The sequence below is a fragment of the Desulfuribacillus alkaliarsenatis genome, assembly GCF_001730225.1.
Classification (GTDB): Bacteria; Bacillota; Bacilli; order Desulfuribacillales; family Desulfuribacillaceae; genus Desulfuribacillus; species Desulfuribacillus alkaliarsenatis.
In genome coordinates this window covers 334,626-353,604 of sequence record NZ_MIJE01000001.1, presented here as the reverse complement: position 1 = coordinate 353,604, position 18,979 = coordinate 334,626, and the positions used below count along the sequence as shown (strand labels likewise).

The following is an 18,979-nucleotide window of genomic DNA, read 5'->3' as shown; positions in this document are numbered from 1 at the left end:
CTTGAGCTTCTCTTGTAGGTTTTTTATGCGTTTTTCGTAATCATGATAGTTTTGTTGTCCTTGCAAGCCCATACCCCCTCGTTAGTTAGTATTAGCTTTTTGACTCTAGATGTTGTATCAATGCCTGGATTCCTAAGCTATAGCTATGTGATCCAAAACCAGTTATTTTGCCAATACAGACGGCAGAAACTACAGAATGCTGTCTAAATTCTTCACGCTGATACACATTAGATAAATGCACCTCAACCACTGGAATTGTCACTGAACTAATCGCATCTCTAATTGCTATGCTATAGTGAGTAAACGCCCCAGGATTAAAAACGATACCATCATGAATTTGTTGAGCTTCATGGATTTTTTCAATTAGTTCACTTTCAGAATTGGATTGAAAAGCATGCATTTGATAATTATAATCTTCACATAACCCTTCTAAATCTTCATTAATATCCTTTAATGTCTCATAGCCATAAATCTCAGGCTCTCGCTCTCCTAATAGATTTAAATTAGGCCCATGTAAAATTAAAATTCTTCCTCTCATAACACAAAATCCCCCTTTAATAAAGTTAATAGTAGAGCAACATTTTATATATGTATAGCTAAAGCTATGTTCATTTTACAATAACTTAGATACTTTTGGAATATTAATCACTCGCACATTTTGGACAGGTCTGCATGTAACCTCCATTTGTTACTGAACTAACCTGTAATATTTGCCCTAATCGACTACCGTCTCGATAAACCGTTATGCCTTTACAGCCTGTTTCATAGGCTAAATTAAACACTTTGGCTATATCTCCCTTCGATGCGTTGCTTGGAAAGTTAACCGTCTTGGAAACTGCGTTATCTGTATATTTTTGAAAAGCGGCCTGCATACGTACATGCTGTTTTGGAGTAATATCGTGTGCAGTCACTAATAGCTTTTGTAGCTCTAATGGGATTTCATTTATACCCTGTACCGATCCACGTTCAGAAATACGCTCCAATAGATTTTTATTGTTTATGCCATGTTCTTCTAGTAATTTCTTAACATGCTGATTAATTTGCATGTCCGACTCTTCATCAATTATTTTCCGCTTGTAAGCAAGGGCATATAAAGGTTCAATTCCTGACGAACAATCAGCTATCATACTAATCGTACCTGTCGGTGCAATTGTCGTTAGTGTAGCATTACGTAGAGGTAGCCCCTGTTGCTCATATATACTTCCTTTATAGTTAGGAAAAGCACCTCGCCATGTAGCTAATTCCTTAGAAGCATTTCTGGCTTCTGTATGTATAAAACCCATAACTTGCTCAGCAATTTCTACTGCCCTATCTTCAGCATATCCAACACCCAACTGAATTAGCATATCAGTGAATCCCATTACCCCTAAGCCAATCTTTCGATTCCCCTTCGTCACTTCGGCAATACTCTCTAACGGATACTGATTCATATCTATGACATTATCTAGAAACTGCACCGCAGTCCCTGTAACGTATTTAAGACGCTCCCAATCAATTTCTTTATTATCATTTACAAACTTAGCTAAATTAATAGAGCCGAGATTACACGATTCATAGGGGAGCAGTGGTTGCTCACCACAGGGATTTGTACTTTCGATATAACCCACATGAGGTGTCGGATTAGCTCCGTTAATACGATCAATAAAGACAACTCCTGGTTCTCCATTATGCCAAGCCATATCTATTATTGCATTATAAACATCTGTGGCTAATAACTCTGTTACAATTTTATTGGTATGGGGATTTCTGAGGCCGTAAGTTGTGTTTACAGCTACTGCCTGCATAAATTCGTCTGTTATCGCTACAGAAAAGTTGAAATTCGTATATTTAGTGGCGTCCTTTTTTGCTTTTATAAAGTCTAATATATCAGGATGGTCAACCCGTAGAATCGCCATATTAGCGCCCCTTCTTGCACCACCCTGCTTTATTTCCTCAGTTGCTACATTAAATATTTTCATAAAAGACAACGGCCCACTCGCTACTCCACCAGTAGTCTGTACCGTATCATTTTTAGGACGTAGCCTGGAGAAAGAAAAACCTGTACCGCCACCACTTTTATGAATTAATGCAGCAACTTTTAATGCATCAAAAATCCCCTCGATTGAATCTTCTACAGGAATCACAAAGCACGCAGAAAGCTGCTGCAGATCCCTGCCAGCATTCATCAATGTTGGTGAATTTGGTAAAAACTCAAGCCGTGTCATAATCTGAAAAAAAGCCTCTGTCATTTCCGCCACATGGTGCTTACAATAATTCTCCTCTGCCATTGCAATATTATTAGCTACCCGTCGAAACATATCCTCTGGGGTCTCTATTACCTGTCCGTACTTCTTTTTTAAATATCTTTTTTCTAATATTGCTTTTGCAGCTTGGCTTAATTCCATACTAGAAGCCCCCTAAGCCTATTGTGAGTTTTTAACAGTAACTTATAATCTGTGTATTAATCAATATTGTCAAAAAAATCTTGAAATGGATGCTTTCTTAATTTGTTCCGCTTATTTGTTAAGTCAACTTTGTCTTTTATGTCATCTAGGGTAATACACTCACTTAATGTAGATAAGCTTAGTGAAGTAATGTACGATATTTCTTCGATTGTATAGTTGTTTTTAAACATTTCCTGTGCAAGTATTTTTCTAATATTAGTAAGTTTGTAATGTTGAAATTGAGGCATCTCTATATTTTTTGTTCTTACAGTTTTGAATATATGACTAAGATTCCCTTCGCTTAACGTGTATTCTACTCCATTGCGAGTGAATATAAACAGATTCTTTTTCTTATATTTCTTTCTTTTATTTTGCTTTACTACTTCTCGGATATTTTTAATAATACTTCTATGTAAAGGAATTATTTTTCCATTTTTTTTAAATACTTCGTTATGATAATCGAAATCCTCTTGTTCTATGTTTTTAAAAAATGATATATCTGCTCCCACCCACATTATAATTAGAAATAGCGTTTTATTTCTAGTAGCCTCTTGAGTTGTGTCTAATGTGTTATAGAATATTCTTAAGTATTCATTTGCAAACATTTCTTTCTTTAAATCATTAACAATTGATTCATCACTGCCCATTAAAACATCTCTACTAGTTTCAAAATTATGGTGATTTATGTGTTTATTCTTTTTTAGTTCTTTAAGCATTGTTCTTATATGTGTCCATTTGTTTTTATGAGTATCTATAGCAGGATTACCGCTCTTTAACAAATACTTTTTAAATTCATCATCTCTAATATCACTTAAACTTCTATACTTTTTTTCAATGTCTGAATAATAAATAAAAAAATTATTCAAGGTGCTTTTATATCTTTGCCATGATTTATTTTGCGGCTCTTTTGGAAATCTATAAGCTCTAAATTGAGCTATATCTTTAAAATAATTAGTAACTTCACTTTCAAATATTGATTTTTTTGAAAAATACGGCAAAAATTTAGTATTATGTCTATCACCAAAAATATTAATATTAAAAACTACCTTATCATCAACTGTAGTTTTAACGCCTAACTTAAGAGCAGATTGAACTTTTATATCATTGTTTAATAAAAGCCAATTAGCGCCATTAGTTAAAATCCCCCAACTTAAACCTTTTTGATTTAGATATCTTATTATTTGTTCGATATCAGCCTCACTTAATGTTTTGTCTTTTTTTACCTCTACATATAAATACTCGTCTTCATCAATTTTCACTGCTATATCTGTATATCCAGTTTTGTGATAAGTTGGGTGTTGGCGATCAAAGTATCTAGACTCATAACCTAGAATTTCCAACATTTTTTCTACTACCTGACTACTAATATTTGCTTCATTATGCGTTAACAAATTGTGAAAATTATCTTTTACTAATTTTATATCTTGCTCTTTAACCATATGCATTTTATAACCTCCTTTAAGTTAGATATAATTATAGCACAACTTGTGATTAAAATACATTTTAATCGCAAGTTGTGCTATATGAATAAAATCATTGCCTTAAGCTTACGTCTAATAACAAAAACACATTAAATAATTAGTAATAAACAAACTCAGAAATTACTTTTTCATATCAACGTATTTCGTGCTTGCTAAATATTTTGCTAATAATATTTCTTTATCAGTTAAAGAGCCATCTGTAAGGTCTTTAGCTATAGTTTCATTGAATCCTTTTACTATAGCAGATTGAAGATCTTTGATATTGTATCCTTTTTTATTAATATCAACTAGTGCTGTAGCCTTTGCTTTAAATCTTTGCTTCATACGTTCCCGTACCAGTTCATTTTTAAACTTTAGTATTGAAAAAAGTAAATCTATATCCAATTCAAAAGGTATAGATCCATGCTGTAATATAGCTCCCTGCTTACGTACTTGAGCACTTCCAATTAGTTTTTTACCAGCTACTAGCAACTCATACCATGATGGAGTATCGTAGCAAGCAGCAGAATGCTCTCTCAAGTTGCAACTATTTTTTGCCAACTCTGCATCAATCTCTAAAAGCTCAAGAGTTTTCAATAACCCTTGGCTGAGATATCTGTAGGATTCTGTAACTCCCTTGGGGATATTGGGGTGACTTTCAGCTATAACAATACTATAGGTTAGCTCATTATTATGAAGTACGGCCCTTCCTCCTGAAATTCTTCTAATTAAATCAATATTATATCTATCTGCGGCTTGCATATCGATATCTCGCTCGACACGCTGAAAATACCCAATAGATAAGGTCGGTTTTTCCCATTGATATAGTCGTAGTGTTGGGGGCAGGTTGTGTTTTTTGTGAGCCATTAACATAGCTTCATCAATTGCCATATTCATAGCTGCTGTTTGAGGTTTATCATCAATAATAAGTCGCCAGGTTTCATTACTAATATAGCTATTGATATTGCTAGAAATATCGCATTTCATTTATTATCACCTCAGCGCACTTTATCTCAGCGGCATACTAAGAATCCAGCTTCTCAATCTTTCTTGCTATAGCCGCTTCTTGTATTGCTTGCTCTAGCTCGTTAGCAGTTAACGGTCGTGGATAGTTATACATAACTCCCCCAGGTTTTTCGTTATAATAAGGACGGTTACAGTCATCGCAGCCCGTTGTTTCATAGGCAACACCTTTGGTCTCGATTAATAGCTGAATAACCTGTTCCATTGGCAATCCATAATCAACTAACTGACCGTTAATATCAAACTCCATTGCTTTAAACAAGTCACTGGAAGTAACCAAATTTTTAAGCAAATAAAAGGCTGTTTGAATTCTCCGATATTGCTCTATCGGTGGTGGGTTGTGCTGTGCCATTTTCGTACCTCTTACTGGCGTGAAAGCAAACAATGCAATCGTAATATCATAGCTTAATAGTAAATTAATAATATTTAGCATTTCCTGCTCAGTTTCCCCTAAACCAACGATTACATGGGTACTAATTCTGCCTGGATACTTTTTAGCTGCCTCTATTATTAAAGTTAAACGTTTCTCAAAGCAACCACCCTTGATTTGTTCGTATAATCTTGGTGTAACAGCGTCTAAGGCAATACTCACCTTATCTACGTGCAAATCTAGTAGTGCTTGCACATCTTTAAGGGAGTGTACACTAGCTGAAACACAAATTGGAATATCTATTGTTTTAACTATATTTTCAATCATAGTCTTCGCTTTTACCATTGCCTTAGGCTCGTTAACTACCTGAATACAAGTCCTTTTAAGCTTCTGCTGTTCATAGGCTTTTCCAAGCTCTTCAGTAAACAATTCTACCTGAGCTTCTGACCAGGCAACACGACTTAGTAGACTTTTATTTGATTGATTATCTTTAGCCTGTGAGCAGAACTTACAATTATTGTTGCATGTTCCGTCTGACAGTATGTACGCTGTCGTGGGAGCGGCATCTACTTTACATTTTTTCAGTCCTAATGCTTGTAACGTTCCGATTGATGCCTTCATAGGATACAACACTCCTCCCCTAACGTAACCTGTAGACCCTTTCGCTTAACTAATAATTTCGTAGGGCTTGTAGGTATGACTAAACGGTTCACACCTGCTAACACTGATAGGTAATCCAATTTGGCCCGATATGACCCCTTTGGTCGCATACATCCTAAAGATATCGGAATATCAGGAAACATAATCCTAGCCCTTGCTAATAGCTCGACAGTCTGTTCTAAGACTGGTGGCTGCTTGTTCTCGTAGTGTGTTCCCTTAGTAGGAATGAAAACAATAAAAACAAGTGCGTCTACGCCATTGGTCTTCAGCATTTGTAGTGCCTTCAATTCATGACCTAATTCGCCTCCCCGAAGCCCTATGCAGATGTGCGGAATTACTTTTACGTGTTTGCATAGCTCCTGATAGCACTGCTCATAATCATAAGCCGTTTTGTTGATATGGTATACCTCGCGAATGGTCTGGTCATCACCAACAATGTCGAAGGAAACTACATCAGCTAACTGAGCTACCTGCGTTAGCTGCTCACCCTCAACAAGACCGACGTGCATATTGATCCGCTGATTGCCTGTAAGCTGTTCTCTTAAATTTTGTACCCAGGCAATTTCTTTACCAGTATCTACTGTGCCTTGGTGATTACAGCCACCACTAATTAGACATGATTTTGCTGGCTTTCTGGCTAGCTTTTGCTCTGCCTTTGGTTTGTCTAACATACCCTTAAGGTAGTGACCACCACAGTGCGAGCAATTCAAATCACAATCCGCTCCTGTTAAACTAATGGCTGGCGTGCCTTCTGGGTAATCGAATTGAATAACAGAAGGGAAGTGTCGATTACGCACTTCCCAAGCAGTTTCTAATAATTCATTCAGAGAGCTATGCCCTGCTAGTAGTTCATTTATTTCTCTTTCCCATTTATCTGAATTTAATGTTTCTGTCATCTTATCACATATCCTTTTGCCAGATTAGTACGGGACTTCTAGCAGCCTTTACTTCATCCAGCCTTGTAATAACTGTAGTCGTTGGTGCACTGTTAACCTGCTCTGGCTGCTGCTCGGACTCCTGGGCGATTTGCTTCATTACTCTAATAAATTCATCCAGAGTTTCCTTGCTTTCTGTTTCAGTTGGTTCAATCATCATCGCTTCATCGACTAGTAAAGGGAAATAAATTGTCGGTGGATGATAACCAAAATCCAGCAAGCGCTTTGCTATATCTAAGGCACGAACGCCGTTTTTCTTTTGCTTCGCTGCCGACAAGACAAATTCATGCATGCAAGTCTGATTAAAGGCTAGCTGATAGTCATCCTTTAAGGCGTGCATCAAGTAATTTGCATTTAGCACAGCGTTTTCCGCTACTGCACGCAAACCATCAGGCCCCATCGTTCGGATATATGCATAGGCACGAACTAATACGCCAAAGTTACCGTAAAACCCTTTAATCTTGCCAATACTATCAGGGATATCATAGTCAAAATAATACTTATCTTGATTATCATCCTTCTCTATCATTGGCACAGGCAAATATGGTACAAGGTGCTTAGCTACACCAATTGGACCTGCCCCCGGGCCACCGCCACCATGTGGTGTTGAGAATGTTTTGTGTAAATTCAAGTGCACAATATCAAAGCCCATATCTCCAGGTCGAACTTTGCCAACAATCGCATTTAAATTAGCACCATCGTAATATAATAAGCCACCAGCTTTATGTACGAGCTGAGCAATTTCTAAAATTTGCTCCTCAAACAAACCAAGGGTACTTGGGTTCGTCAACATAATCGCTGCTACATCAGCGCCTAAGTGACTCTTTAAATCTTCAATATCGACGCCACCCTGCGCGTTAGATTTTATTGTAATAGTCTCAAAACCCGCCACGGTAGCACTGGCTGGATTCGTTCCATGGGCTGTGTCTGGGATGAGGACTTTATTCCGCTGCTCACCCTTTGCTTCATGATAAGCACGAATCATCATCAGGGCTGCCCATTCCCCATGTGCCCCTGCCGCTGGCTGTAGGCTAAATCGTTCCATACCTGTAATTTCAGACAGGTCTCGCTCTAGCTCATACATTAGCTGTAAAGCACCTTGAACCGTTACCGGCTCTTGGTAAGGATGAATATTTGCAAAACCAGTTAGTTGCGCCATATCTTCGTTAATCTTTGGATTGTACTTCATCGTACATGAGCCTAAGGGATAAAAACCATTATCTACACCAAAGCTGCGACGCGAAAGTGCTGTATAATGCCTAACTACGTCCACTTCACTTACCTCAGGTAAATCTACAGGCTCATCTCGCAGATATTGTTGAGGGATAAAATCTGTAATATCTTGCGCTGGTACGTCTATTGCTGGTATTGTACTTGCCCGTCTACCAGCCTTTGATATTTCAAAAATCAGTGGCTGACTCATATTATCCCCTCCAATACCTTCACAAAATCATCCAGCTCTTCCTTCGTCCGCTTTTCAGTAACTGCAATCAGCATATGCTTTTCTAGCTGAACATCAACCTTACCTAAATCGTATCCACCAATCATCTTATACTTATATAACTCTGCATTGACAGTGCTAATTTCTACTGGAAGCTTAATTGCAAATTCATTAAAAAACGGATTCTTAAATGGTATTTCTACGCCCTCTAGCTGACTTAGTTTATTATATAGGTAATGTGCTTTTTGTACATTTGCCTGAGCTAACTCCACAAGTCCTTGTTTTCCTATCGTAGCTAAATAGATTGTCGCCACTAAGGCATTCAACGCCTGATTCGAGCAAATGTTGGATGTCGCCTTTTCCCTACGAATATGCTGCTCACGAGCTTGTAGGGTTAAAGCAAAACCCCTGCGCCCTTCTCCGTCAACGGTCTGCCCAACAATACGCCCTGGAATCTTCCGCATTAGTGCCTTGGTCGTCGCAAAAAAACCTAGGTATGGGCCTCCAAAAGATAAACTATTTCCTAATGGTTGACCTTCTCCAACTACAATATCTGCCCCTAGCTCCCCTGGCGATTTTAGTACTCCTAAGGCAATCGGGTTAACACTTACGACAAATAATCCTTTACGCTGATGTGTCAACTCAGCAATACGCTGTAAATCCTCTATGCTACCAAAGAAATTTGGACATTGCACACAAACAGCCGCTATTTCATCAGTAATCATCGATGAAAGGGCTTCCATATCTATAATTCCTAACCTTTGTGGTATTTCCTCAACCTCAATGCCTTGACCTTTACAATAGTTATTAATAATTTCAAAAGATTCTGGATGTACTGTTTCTGAGACTAGTACTTTTTTTCTTCTAGTACTGGCCGCTGCCATCGTTGCAGCTTCCGCAAATGCTGTTTGCCCGTCGTACATCGATGCATTTACTACCTCTAGCCCTGTGAGCTGACTAATCATCGTTTGATATTCATAGATAGCCTGCAGGATTCCCTGGGAAATTTCTGGCTGATAAGGTGTATAGGCAGTGTAGAATTCAGAACGGAACACTAAATGTTTAACTAAGCTAGGTATGTAATGATCATAGGCTCCAGCACCTAAAAACGTAGCATATTCTTCTGTTGAAGCATTCTTACTGGCAAGTCCTTTCATGTGTTTCACTAACGCATCCTCAGTCATTGCTGGTGTAATATGTAGTTCTCTGTTAAGGCGGGCTTTTGCTGGTATATTTTGAAATAATTCATCCATACCTTCGGCCCCTATGCTATCAAGCATCTCTTTTATGTCAGCTTCCGTGTTAGGTATATAGCGAAACACCATCGTTCTATTCCTCCTCTTTTGTAAAGCCGTCATACTCCTTCGCAGATAGTAGCTGCTCTAATTCGCTTGAGTCTGACATCTCAATAATACAAATCCAGCCTTCATCATATGGTGATTCATTTATTAATTCTGGTGAGTCTTCGAGTGCTTCGTTGACCTCTACAACAGTTCCGCTAACTGGGATATATATATCTGATACTGCCTTAACGGATTCAACTACACCAATATTTTCATTAGCCGTAATCTCTCTTCCTACCTCAGGTAACTCGATAAATACAATATCTCCTAAGGAATCCTGAGCGTAATCAGAAATCCCGATTTTTGCCCGCTTACCCTCAACAATTACCCACTCATGATCTTTACTGTACTTTAACTCTTCTCTAACTTCTGCCATTATTAAATCCTCCAATTCAATTTAAATCTTATTTTGTTTATTTGCTTAAAAACGGTGTCTCTATAATCCTTGCCTTAACATATTTATTACGGATTTCTATGTCTAGCTCCTGCCCTATATCAGCGTAGTGTACTCCTACAAGTGCTAAGCCAATGTTTTTCTTAAGGGTAGGTGAAAAAGAACCCGTTGTAACTGTTCCAATTTGCTTACCATCATTGTATACATGATAGCCCGCACGTGGTACTCCCCGTTCCACCATCTCAAAGCCTATAAGCTTTCTCTCCACACCAGTTTGCTTTTGCTGAAGTAGTGCACCCCTACCAACAAAATCTCCTTTATCAAATTTCACGAAGTAATCTAACCCCGCTTCAAGAGGAGATATATCCTTGTTCAGTTCTTGACCGTATAACGGTAGTTTGGCTTCGAACCTTAATGTATCGCGAGCTCCAAGGCCTATAGGTGCTAGTTCATGGGCTTTGCCAGCATCTAAGATTGCTTCCCATAATGTTATTGCATCCTTGGCAGCAATATATAACTCAAACCCATCTTCCCCAGTATACCCTGTCCTTGATACCAGAGCTTCAACGCCTGCAACATTAACCTGCTCCACAAACCGAAAACGTTTAATCTGTGCCAAATCATAGTTTGCTAGCGGTTGTAAAATTTCTAGTGATTTTGGACCTTGGATTGCTAATAAAGCCGTTTCTTCTGAGATATCATTTATGCTAACTTCCCACGTATCAGCTCTATGCTGCTTATGTAGCCATTCTAAATCCTTCTCAATATTTGCGGCATTAACGACTAACATGTATCGCTCTTCACTTAGACGATATATTAGCAAATCATCGACAGTGCCACCATCCTCATAGCAAAAAAACGTATACATCGCCTGATTGTCAGTTAGTTTAGAAATATCATTTGTGCTTATGTATTGGAGAAACCTTTCAGCATCTTTACCTGTAACAAGTATCTGTCCCATATGTGATACATCAAACAACCCCGCATGTTCTCGCACCTGTTGATGCTCCTCAATGATACCCTGAAACTGTACAGGCAACGCCCAGCCCCCAAAGTCTATAACCTTTGCTCCATATTGTTTGTATATTGGAAATAGCGGAGTTTCTCGTAGTTCCTGCATTTTATATATTCACCCCCTAAACATCACACAATTTCAGAAATTAATTAATTAACTATAGCATTTGTATATTCGAAAAAACTATAGGCCTAATTGTGAAAATTTTTGTATAGACAATCTTTGAAAAGCAATTTAGACAATAGAAAAAGGACATAAGAAAAAAAGACTTCCTTTTTTTCTCTGTCCTTGTACCTGAGAGTTTTTGGTTACCTTACCCCTTTGGTGGCTATTCGCGGATAGCGCTCTCCAGAGTTGCATCATGTCAAAGTACAGTTACCTGAGAGATTCAAAGACCATTGGAAAAATCTCAGTCAATTTGCTCCTTCGGCGGTGGCTAATCCACGCTCTCCTTAGACAATCATTTGCATATTTAATATTTAGTAGGAATTATATCATAACTATTTTGTCTATAACAACGTCTATTGGGCAAAAATTATATAGTGAACAAAAAAAGCATAAAAAATTCTCATTTGCCCAAAATATAAGAATCATCATTAAATCTTTTAAATCATCATTATAACTAGATAATCATCATTATAACTTAGCAATCATCATATGTAGGTGGAGGGTGGAAACTTTGGAGATATTAAAAGAAACAGAGCTTTTTCCCATTTATATAAATCGCCAGCTTTACAACCAATTTTCTGAATACATGCAAGATAATAAGACTGATTCATGGTCGTTAATTGAATTGGCACACGAAGCAGAGAAAATCCTAATGGCCAAGGACTTTCATCAATTAGAGTGTATTAAACATCTTCCGCAAATTATACCCTATCCCCATCAACTAAAAACGGCTCAGCGTGTCATTAGTGAGATGCGTGGTCGAGCAATTCTAGCAGATGAAGTGGGATTAGGAAAAACAATTGAGGCAGGTTTAATTCTAAAAGAGTATATGCTAAGAGGCTTAGTTAAAAAGGTTTTAGTACTAGTTCCAGCATCTTTGGTCTTACAATGGACCCGTGAACTTAACGAGAAATTCTATATCCCCGCTACTGCGCACCGTAAACATTACTCCTGGGACGCAGAAATTGTTGTTGCTTCCATTGATACTGCGAAGCGTGAAGACCACATGAACATTATTTTAGATAAAGAGTACGACATGCTTATAGTTGATGAAGCTCACAAACTTAAAAATCGCAAAACAAAAAACTGGCAAAACATTAATAAGATTAAGAAAAAATATTGTTTACTATTAACTGCTACACCTGTGCAAAACAGTTTAGATGAGTTGTTTAATCTTATTACACTTTTAAAACCTGGACAATTAGGTAGCTATAACTCCTTTTTACACAACTATGTTGAAGGAAAAAGAATACCAAAAAACAAAAATGAGCTAAAAAAATTAGTAGATAAAGTTATGATTCGTAATAAACGGCGCGATGGTGGTGTTGAGTTCGTCGACCGTAATATACATACTATTTCAGTAGAATTATCTGAAGAAGAGCGTAATCTTTACGAAGCCGTTACTGGCTTTATTCGTAGTAATAGAGAATTAAACATGCTGTCAATGCTAACACTGCAGCGGGAGGTTTGTAGTAGCTCTGACGCAACCTTTGTTACCCTGATCAATATGCTTAAAAATGTTGAGCCTGGAAGTGCATTAGATCAAGAAATTCGCCAGTTATTAGATATTAGCAGAACAGTGAAAGAGGTTACAAAGGCACAGAAGTTAGTTGAGATTATTAAATCCGTCAATGATAAGGTTATCGTCTTCACAGAATACCGTGCAACCCAGGAATTCCTGCAGATGTATCTTGCCCACCACCAAATCTCCTCCGTTCCTTACCGTGGTGGATTTAAAAGAGGTAAAAAAGAATGGATGAAGGATTTATTTTTCAGCAGAGCCCAAGTGATGGTGGCTACGGAAGCTGGCGGCGAGGGGATTAATCTGCAGTTTTGTAACAATATTATCAATTACGATTTACCGTGGAATCCCATGCGCATAGAGCAGCGGATTGGACGTGTCCACCGACTCGGTCAAGCACGCGATGTTAATATCTATAATCTGTCAACAAAGGATACAATTGAAGAGCATATTCTATTTCTTTTACAAGAAAAAATAAACATGTTTGAAATGGTTATAGGTGAACTTGATAGCATATTAACTAAACTAAAAATGACAAAGGGTCAAAAGCTCGAATCATCAATTTTAAATATTGTTTATAATGCTGATAACCAGAAGGAAATGGTCAACAAGATCAATGAACTAGGCGAAAAAATTGTCCAAGCTAAACAAGAGCTAGTAAAGGAGAGTGGATCCCTTGACATTTTCAACTGATCATTTCGTCAAACGTTATTTTGAAGCCGTTAAATCAGAAATCCTCAGCGATAAAAACGATGCTATATTTTCCGTAAAAGTACCTATCGACGTAGATAAAGAGTTAACTCACCGCCCATATTATTGGATGTATCTAGAGTCGCTAGGCAAAGAGCCTGTGCCGTCTATTATGAATTTTGCCTTTGACCCAAGTGTCGAACCACCTGAAGATGTTGACTGTGAGCTTATTACTATGGGTTCCATTCGCTTTCATAACATATTAAATTCAGCCCGTAGGAGAGGGAAAATTGGTAGGCTATATCAGTATTTTCCTCCCCGTTCTAGGTTAAGTCGCTCTAGCCTACGACCTTATCTACTAATAAACATGAGGGTCTCATTAATAGCAGATAAAACCCAGGATCACTTATACTCGCTAGGCATAAACCTACAGACTGGACAGCTATATAGAAACTTTTATAACAATGTAACTATGTTCCCATTAACTGAAGTTAAACCCCACGACAGCTTACTGGGAGAAGCTACAATTAGTCTCAAGCAAGCTATTGCTAAAATGGAGGAAGACCTTTGTCAATACGTGACGGAGACTGATAATAAATGGGCCCAGCAGGCAAGGATTACATTAGATGAAGAAGTTAAACAAATTGAGTCTTACTATAAAGCGCAAATTGAAGAAAAAGAGCAGCTGTTACAGCTTGGAACGCAGAAAGTAGCATCTGACACTGAATTTAATCAAATAGATTACAAACAAATGATTCTCGGAGAAATCGGATACTTAGAATACGAAAAAAAACAACGTATCGACGAGGTCCACTGGCAGTTCAGTCCACGGGTAGAAATTAGTCCCTATTCTATGGTTATGGTTTATATGGTATAAATATTAAAGTCCCATTTAACAAGTCGAAAAACTCATGAGGAGGCCTAGCATGACAGTTTCAAAAAATTATAAAACCCTAGATCTTGATCCACTACTTTTAAGTAAAATCCATGCGTTAGAGTCAGAAATCCGTACTACAACAAATAAAGAAGTGTTATTACTTGCATACGAAGACACCTATATTAGTAAACGACGCACTTAATTGATAAACCCAATTGTTAATCAGTTATACTAACAATTGGGTTCTAGTATTCTCCACTTTCTTTCTTCGGCAATAACTCTTAGCTTTGGCTCGGGAGATACACACACAGGATTACCAACTAACTCTAGAACAGGTAGATCAGACTGGCTATCTGCATAAGCTGCACTATCATTCCAATTGACTTCCACTTCAGTGCCTCTCTCGTCAGGCAAATACTTGTCCAGGGCACTTTCTAGTTCTTTAACCTTTTTGTTCCCTTGTATGTATACTATCTCCTTCTGTTCATCAAACCTTCCACTTGTAATCGGAATTTCTGAGCCTATTACAATATCAAAAGGTATATCTCGACCTACTATTTCTAAAAGTGGCTTAACAGCCCCAGAAACCAGTACAATTACATACCCCTGTTCCTTAAGCTTATGTAGCTCTTCTAGCACATTATTATTGACCCTATCTTTCATATCAGCATAAGCATACTCAAAAAAACTATAAATTTCTTTTTCAGTCAAACCTTTAAATAATCTCACAAATGTCTTTAAAGCTTTTTCTCTCATCATAAATTTCGGCATTAATTTAAGCTTATATTTTGCATATGTCGTAAAAAACTGCAGATTAAACGAATAATAACGCGATTGAAAGCCCTTTTGTTTTTTTAGTTGCTTGATTAAAAAAGTGAAAGTTTCAAATGGATATAATGTTCCATCAAAATCGAAGACTGCTATCTTTTTCCCCATCTAGAAACACCCCATAATATTCTGTAAATATTAAAGCCAGTCTATCATATTTAATCACTTGAAACTAGTTACACATTGCAAACACACAAACTTCACTACTTATTTCTATAAATTGTTACGATATTTACATAGACTAAGTCGGGAGGTATATATAATGGAGGATAGCAAACATAACAATAACAATTACCATAACAATAATCGTCATAAGCATAAAAACCATAATCACAACGACCATCAACATGATAATAATGGTAATAATAAACACGACCATAACAACCAAGAGCATAATAACGCGCTAGCTGATGAGATCAGGGAGTCTTCATTCAATGCTATTAAGAAATTGAAAGAGATGAATATAAAAACTATCATGCTTACAGGAGACAATAAACAAGTGGCCAATTTGGTCGCCAAGCAACTCTCTATAGATGAAGTGTATGCAGAGGTATTGCCACACGAAAAATCTGATATAATTGAAGATTTACAAAATAAAGGATTAAGGGTAGCGATGACAGGAGATGGTATCAACGATGCCCCTGCCCTTGCTAAAGCAGATTTAGGAATTGCCATTGGCGCAGGAACAGATGTGGCTATTGAAAGTGCTGATATTATACTTGTGAAAAGTAATCCAAATGACATTGTGTCCATCTTTGAATTATCCAAAAAAACCTACAGAAAAATGATTCAAAATTTAGCCTGGGCTACAGGTTATAATGTTTTTGCAATTCCTCTAGCTGCCGGTGTCTTATATACATTCGGTATACTATTAAGCCCTGCCGTAGGAGCTATTCTAATGTCACTAAGTACTATAATTGTTGCAATAAACGCAAAACTGCTGAAAATTAACTAGCATTTAAATGGAGATTAGCTAGCATTTTGTCGAAAACTTTTTAACTTATAATACAAAAACAAACAAACTTTTCAACTATAGGGTGATAGGATTAGGACAGACTCTTTGGACAAGCTTTCTTCGACAAGCTTGTGAACAATACTACACAGGGAGGATTTATATGTCACAATTGACTACTGTCCATACTTTAGTTTGTAAGTTTCGGACTATCTGCTTAATCGCCCTTATTTTTAGCCTAATCTATATAGTCACTACAAGCATTACTGATTTCTTTCCAGTCGAGCAACAGTCGTTTATGAATATGGCAATTGCTTCGACAGCAACTGAACAAACAATAGAACAGCAGCAGAAACAAATCGAGTGGGTGCTAGACCCTCAAGACCGTAAGCTTGTAGCTGGTTATCGCGTTTGGCAAAATGACCGTTTGATTGAGGAAACATATTTAAACAGTTTTTTTGGCTATTTGGATGCTTCTACTTTGCCAATTTCACTAGTAAAAGATAAAGCGGAAAGCGGAAAGGTTCATCATATTGGACCCTTAATGCTTTTTATAGAACTCGACGGTGTGTTCTTAGATGTCGCCGCTAATGAGTATTTACCTGCGACCTTGTTTGAAGAAATACTTGCGTCCCAAGAATTACTTGCATTTCAGGAATTACTCAATTTTCAGAAATTACAAACAAAAGAGCCTGTAACCCACCCTTGGTTATCAGACTCTAGCAATACTTTTATATTTCAAACCAACAATTATTTTGCTCATTTTTATATAGAATATCTTGATAGCGAAGAAATATCACCTATTATAAAAGTGATTGATCCTATTGCGCCAGAGCAGCATAGTCTCGTTTACGTCCCATAGGCTCAAATGTTTCACGTTTTTCGATAAAAATACGATGCCATAGCATAAAGATAATAATCGTCCATAGCTTTCTACTTACGTCAGCCTTTCCAGACTTATGGATTTCAAGTAGATTTAGCACTTCATTCTTGCTTATTAAGTGCTCTGTCTGGCTATCAACAATCAACTCATATATTGGGCGATATAATCCACCGCGCAACCAATCCCGAGTAGGTACTGGAAAACCAAGCTTCTTACGGTTAGCTACTTGCTCAGGCAATACCTGCTTCATCGCTTCACGCAGGGCGTATTTTGTAGTTCCGTTATGAACACGATATTTTGTTGGAATTGTCGCAGCAAATTCGAACACTTTCTTATCAAGGAAAGGTACTCGTAGTTCTAAGGAATTTGCCATTGTCATTTTATCAGCTTTCATTAAAATGTCACCTGGCAGCCATGTATGCAAATCTAAATATTGCATTTTTGTTATGTCATCATAACCAACTGCTTTGTTATAAACCTCTCTGGTAACATCATTAGGCTTTCGATAAAATTGGAAGAATCGTTCTTCTAATGTCGAAAGCTGTTTTTTTTCGTCTTCGTTAAAGATAAATGCATTGCCAAAGAAGCGCTCCTCTACACTCTTGGAACCACGTTGTATAAAGCCCTTACCCTTCATTCCCTCAGGTAACACACTTGCAACGTCAGCTAAGGTTTTACGTAGTCCTGGTGGTATGTATTGAAACATTTTCAGCGATTCAGGCTCATGGTAGATGTTATATCCACCAAAGATTTCATCAGCACCCTCCCCTGACAGTACCACCGTTATATGCTCACTGGCAATTTTCGCAACGAAGTATAGTGCAATTGCCGAAGGGTCAGCTACTGGGTCATCCTGGTGCCAAACTAAGCGAGGTAAGTTTGTCCAAAACATTTCCGAAGTAATGGTTAAGTCTTCATGTTTAGTACCTATATAATTTGCCGTTTCCCTTGCATAATCAGCCTCATTATATTTACCACAATCAAATCCGACGGTAAATGTTCTTACATCCTCTATTTCCTTGACTAAGGCAACGATTGCACTGGAGTCAATACCAGACGACAGAAATGCTCCCCTAGGCACATCGCTTACTAAATGTGCTTTTACAGAGTCACGCATTACGTCCCTTATACCTTCAACAAAATAGTTTAAATCCTTCGATTCATCAGGCTTAAAATCAACCTTCCAATAGCGTTCAATATTCATTTCGTTATTTTCAATTGTAAAGTAGTGCGCCGCTGGCAATTTCATAATGCCCTTAAACATCGTCATCGGATCTGGAACATACTGAAATGTTAAGTAATTTAAAAAAGATTGTTCGTCCACTTCAGCTTTATATTCTGGTAGTTGCAGTAGACTTTTTATTTCTGAAGCAAAGGCAAAGCGTTCATTTGTTTCAACATAATAATATGGTTTTATGCCAAATGGATCACGGGCACCGTACAAGCGCTGATTTTTCTCATCCCAAATAAGAAAAGCAAACATACCACGAAGCCTTTCAGCACATTTAGGGCCAAGCTCCTCATACAGGTGAATAATTACTTCCGTATCTGAATCCGTAGAAAATCTATGTCCTTTAGTTATTAACTCTTCACGTAGCTCTTTATAATTATATATCTCTCCATTAAAAGCAATCCAAACCGTACCATCCTCATTAGTAAGGGGTTGATGCCCGCCCTCTAAGTCAATAATACTTAATCTACGAAAACCTAAACCAGCAGGACCGTTAATATGAAAACCGAAATCATCAGGTCCACGGTGTAAAATTTGTTGGGTCATGCTTTCTAGGAGTTTCTTTGCTTCTATTTCATATGTAGAGTCCACTTCTTTTAATTGTGTTCGATTTTTATTATATATTCCACTAATACCACACATACTTATGTTGTCCCCCATTCCGATTGCAGCAAATGCTAGAGCTATTTCCGTGTTCATAGATATACACTTTAGTATAACCTCTTTATTCTATTATTTAAACGCCGTTTCGTCAAAATATATCT

Annotated in this window: 17 protein-coding genes and 1 riboswitch; of the genes, 5 read left to right on the top strand and 12 right to left on the bottom strand. The window is 37.5% G+C overall.

Going from position 1 to position 18,979, the window contains the following annotated elements:
- Positions 1–91 precede the first annotated feature (91 nt).
- The 10 genes from aroQ to gcvT form a co-directional block, all read right to left on the bottom strand.
- The gene (gene aroQ, locus BHF68_RS01735; RefSeq protein WP_069641914.1) at positions 92–538 is read right to left on the bottom strand and encodes a type II 3-dehydroquinate dehydratase; all 447 of its coding nucleotides are present in this window, start codon (positions 536–538) and stop codon (positions 92–94) included.
- Between the two features lie 103 nt (positions 539–641).
- The gene (locus BHF68_RS01730) at positions 642–2,384 is read right to left on the bottom strand and encodes an adenosylcobalamin-dependent ribonucleoside-diphosphate reductase (RefSeq protein WP_069641913.1); all 1,743 of its coding nucleotides are present in this window, start codon (positions 2,382–2,384) and stop codon (positions 642–644) included.
- 56 nt (positions 2,385–2,440) lie between these two features.
- Entirely contained in the window at positions 2,441–3,868 is a 1,428-nt protein-coding gene (locus BHF68_RS01725) for a type I restriction enzyme HsdR N-terminal domain-containing protein (protein ID WP_069641912.1), read from the bottom strand.
- Positions 3,869–4,024: 156 nt separating this feature from the next.
- Positions 4,025–4,870, bottom strand: a complete 846-nt coding sequence (locus BHF68_RS01720; protein ID WP_084019129.1) for a lipoate--protein ligase family protein — start codon at positions 4,868–4,870, stop codon at positions 4,025–4,027.
- A 37-nt stretch (positions 4,871–4,907) separates the two neighbouring features.
- The gene (lipS2, locus tag BHF68_RS01715; RefSeq protein WP_069641911.1) at positions 4,908–5,897 is read right to left on the bottom strand and encodes a LipS2 family lipoyl synthase; all 990 of its coding nucleotides are present in this window, start codon (positions 5,895–5,897) and stop codon (positions 4,908–4,910) included.
- The gene (gene lipS1 / locus BHF68_RS01710; RefSeq protein WP_218070314.1) at positions 5,894–6,832 is read right to left on the bottom strand and encodes a LipS1 family lipoyl synthase; all 939 of its coding nucleotides are present in this window, start codon (positions 6,830–6,832) and stop codon (positions 5,894–5,896) included. Before lipS1 ends, lipS2 begins: the two co-directional genes overlap by 4 nt.
- 4 nt (positions 6,833–6,836) lie before the next feature.
- The gene (gene gcvPB / locus BHF68_RS01705; RefSeq protein ID WP_069641910.1) at positions 6,837–8,294 is read right to left on the bottom strand and encodes an aminomethyl-transferring glycine dehydrogenase subunit GcvPB; all 1,458 of its coding nucleotides are present in this window, start codon (positions 8,292–8,294) and stop codon (positions 6,837–6,839) included.
- Entirely contained in the window at positions 8,291–9,637 is a 1,347-nt protein-coding gene (gene gcvPA / locus BHF68_RS01700) for an aminomethyl-transferring glycine dehydrogenase subunit GcvPA (protein ID WP_069641909.1), read from the bottom strand. Before gcvPA ends, gcvPB begins: the two co-directional genes overlap by 4 nt.
- A 4-nt stretch (positions 9,638–9,641) precedes the next feature.
- On the bottom strand, positions 9,642–10,031 hold the full coding sequence (gene gcvH / locus BHF68_RS01695; RefSeq protein ID WP_069641908.1) for a glycine cleavage system protein GcvH: 390 nt from the start codon (positions 10,029–10,031) through the stop codon (positions 9,642–9,644).
- Positions 10,032–10,068: 37 nt separating this feature from the next.
- Positions 10,069–11,169: a glycine cleavage system aminomethyltransferase GcvT gene (gene gcvT, locus BHF68_RS01690; RefSeq protein WP_069641907.1), complete on the bottom strand. Its 1,101-nt coding sequence runs from the start codon at positions 11,167–11,169 to the stop codon at positions 10,069–10,071.
- Between the two features lie 252 nt (positions 11,170–11,421).
- Positions 11,422–11,528: riboswitch (glycine riboswitch) on the bottom strand.
- 290 nt (positions 11,529–11,818) lie between these two features.
- On the opposite strand from gcvT, the gene BHF68_RS01685 reads away from it, so the two are divergent.
- From BHF68_RS01685 to BHF68_RS15295, 3 genes are read left to right on the top strand one after another with little or no spacing between them, the layout of a single operon-like run.
- Positions 11,819–13,447: a DEAD/DEAH box helicase gene (locus tag BHF68_RS01685; RefSeq protein WP_069642261.1), complete on the top strand. Its 1,629-nt coding sequence runs from the start codon at positions 11,819–11,821 to the stop codon at positions 13,445–13,447.
- The gene (locus tag BHF68_RS01680; protein ID WP_069641906.1) at positions 13,431–14,321 is read left to right on the top strand and encodes a YqhG family protein; all 891 of its coding nucleotides are present in this window, start codon (positions 13,431–13,433) and stop codon (positions 14,319–14,321) included. Before BHF68_RS01685 ends, BHF68_RS01680 begins: the two co-directional genes overlap by 17 nt.
- Before the next feature lie 49 nt (positions 14,322–14,370).
- Complete coding sequence (locus BHF68_RS15295; protein WP_176719859.1) at positions 14,371–14,523, top strand: hypothetical protein; 153 nt, start codon at positions 14,371–14,373, stop codon at positions 14,521–14,523.
- Between the two features lie 29 nt (positions 14,524–14,552).
- Here BHF68_RS15295 and BHF68_RS01675 read toward each other — a convergent pair whose 3' ends face one another.
- Positions 14,553–15,257, bottom strand: coding sequence for an HAD family hydrolase (locus BHF68_RS01675; protein WP_069641905.1), 705 nt, complete (start codon positions 15,255–15,257; stop codon positions 14,553–14,555).
- Positions 15,258–15,411: 154 nt separating this feature from the next.
- On the opposite strand from BHF68_RS01675, the gene BHF68_RS01670 reads away from it, so the two are divergent.
- Both BHF68_RS01670 and BHF68_RS01665 read left to right on the top strand, forming a co-directional pair.
- Positions 15,412–16,104 carry an HAD-IC family P-type ATPase gene (locus tag BHF68_RS01670; RefSeq protein ID WP_069641904.1) on the top strand — a complete coding sequence of 231 codons (693 nt, stop codon included), beginning with the start codon at positions 15,412–15,414 and terminating at the stop codon, positions 16,102–16,104.
- 160 nt (positions 16,105–16,264) lie between these two features.
- Positions 16,265–16,963 carry a hypothetical protein gene (locus BHF68_RS01665; RefSeq protein WP_069641903.1) on the top strand — a complete coding sequence of 233 codons (699 nt, stop codon included), beginning with the start codon at positions 16,265–16,267 and terminating at the stop codon, positions 16,961–16,963.
- Here the strand turns inward: BHF68_RS01665 and asnB are convergent.
- A complete protein-coding gene (gene asnB / locus BHF68_RS01660) occupies positions 16,923–18,857 on the bottom strand; it encodes an asparagine synthase (glutamine-hydrolyzing) (RefSeq protein ID WP_069642260.1) in 1,935 nt (644 codons plus the stop codon). The genes BHF68_RS01665 and asnB overlap by 41 nt on opposite strands.
- Positions 18,858–18,979: the final 122 nt, after the last annotated feature.

What these genes read in the sequence shown, in the direction of transcription:
- gcvT (WP_069641907.1), bottom strand. Translation starts at nt 11,169, where the DNA reads ATGCAGGAACTACGAGAAACTCCGCTATTTCCAATATACAAACAATAT.
- gcvPA (WP_069641909.1), bottom strand. Translation starts at nt 9,637, where the DNA reads ATGGTGTTTCGCTATATACCTAACACGGAAGCTGACATAAAAGAGATG.
- BHF68_RS01725 (WP_069641912.1), bottom strand. Translation starts at nt 3,868, where the DNA reads ATGCATATGGTTAAAGAGCAAGATATAAAATTAGTAAAAGATAATTTT.
- aroQ (WP_069641914.1), bottom strand. Translation starts at nt 538, where the DNA reads ATGAGAGGAAGAATTTTAATTTTACATGGGCCTAATTTAAATCTATTA.
- BHF68_RS15295 (WP_176719859.1), top strand. Translation starts at nt 14,371, where the DNA reads ATGACAGTTTCAAAAAATTATAAAACCCTAGATCTTGATCCACTACTT.
- BHF68_RS01730 (WP_069641913.1), bottom strand. Translation starts at nt 2,384, where the DNA reads ATGGAATTAAGCCAAGCTGCAAAAGCAATATTAGAAAAAAGATATTTA.
- BHF68_RS01665 (WP_069641903.1), top strand. Translation starts at nt 16,265, where the DNA reads ATGTCACAATTGACTACTGTCCATACTTTAGTTTGTAAGTTTCGGACT.
- BHF68_RS01670 (WP_069641904.1), top strand. Translation starts at nt 15,412, where the DNA reads ATGGAGGATAGCAAACATAACAATAACAATTACCATAACAATAATCGT.
- gcvH (WP_069641908.1), bottom strand. Translation starts at nt 10,031, where the DNA reads ATGGCAGAAGTTAGAGAAGAGTTAAAGTACAGTAAAGATCATGAGTGG.
- lipS2 (WP_069641911.1), bottom strand. Translation starts at nt 5,897, where the DNA reads ATGAAGGCATCAATCGGAACGTTACAAGCATTAGGACTGAAAAAATGT.
- BHF68_RS01675 (WP_069641905.1), bottom strand. Translation starts at nt 15,257, where the DNA reads ATGGGGAAAAAGATAGCAGTCTTCGATTTTGATGGAACATTATATCCA.
- lipS1 (WP_218070314.1), bottom strand. Translation starts at nt 6,832, where the DNA reads ATGACAGAAACATTAAATTCAGATAAATGGGAAAGAGAAATAAATGAA.
- asnB (WP_069642260.1), bottom strand. Translation starts at nt 18,857, where the DNA reads ATGTGTGGTATTAGTGGAATATATAATAAAAATCGAACACAATTAAAA.
- BHF68_RS01720 (WP_084019129.1), bottom strand. Translation starts at nt 4,870, where the DNA reads ATGAAATGCGATATTTCTAGCAATATCAATAGCTATATTAGTAATGAA.
- gcvPB (WP_069641910.1), bottom strand. Translation starts at nt 8,294, where the DNA reads ATGAGTCAGCCACTGATTTTTGAAATATCAAAGGCTGGTAGACGGGCA.
- BHF68_RS01685 (WP_069642261.1), top strand. Translation starts at nt 11,819, where the DNA reads ATGCAAGATAATAAGACTGATTCATGGTCGTTAATTGAATTGGCACAC.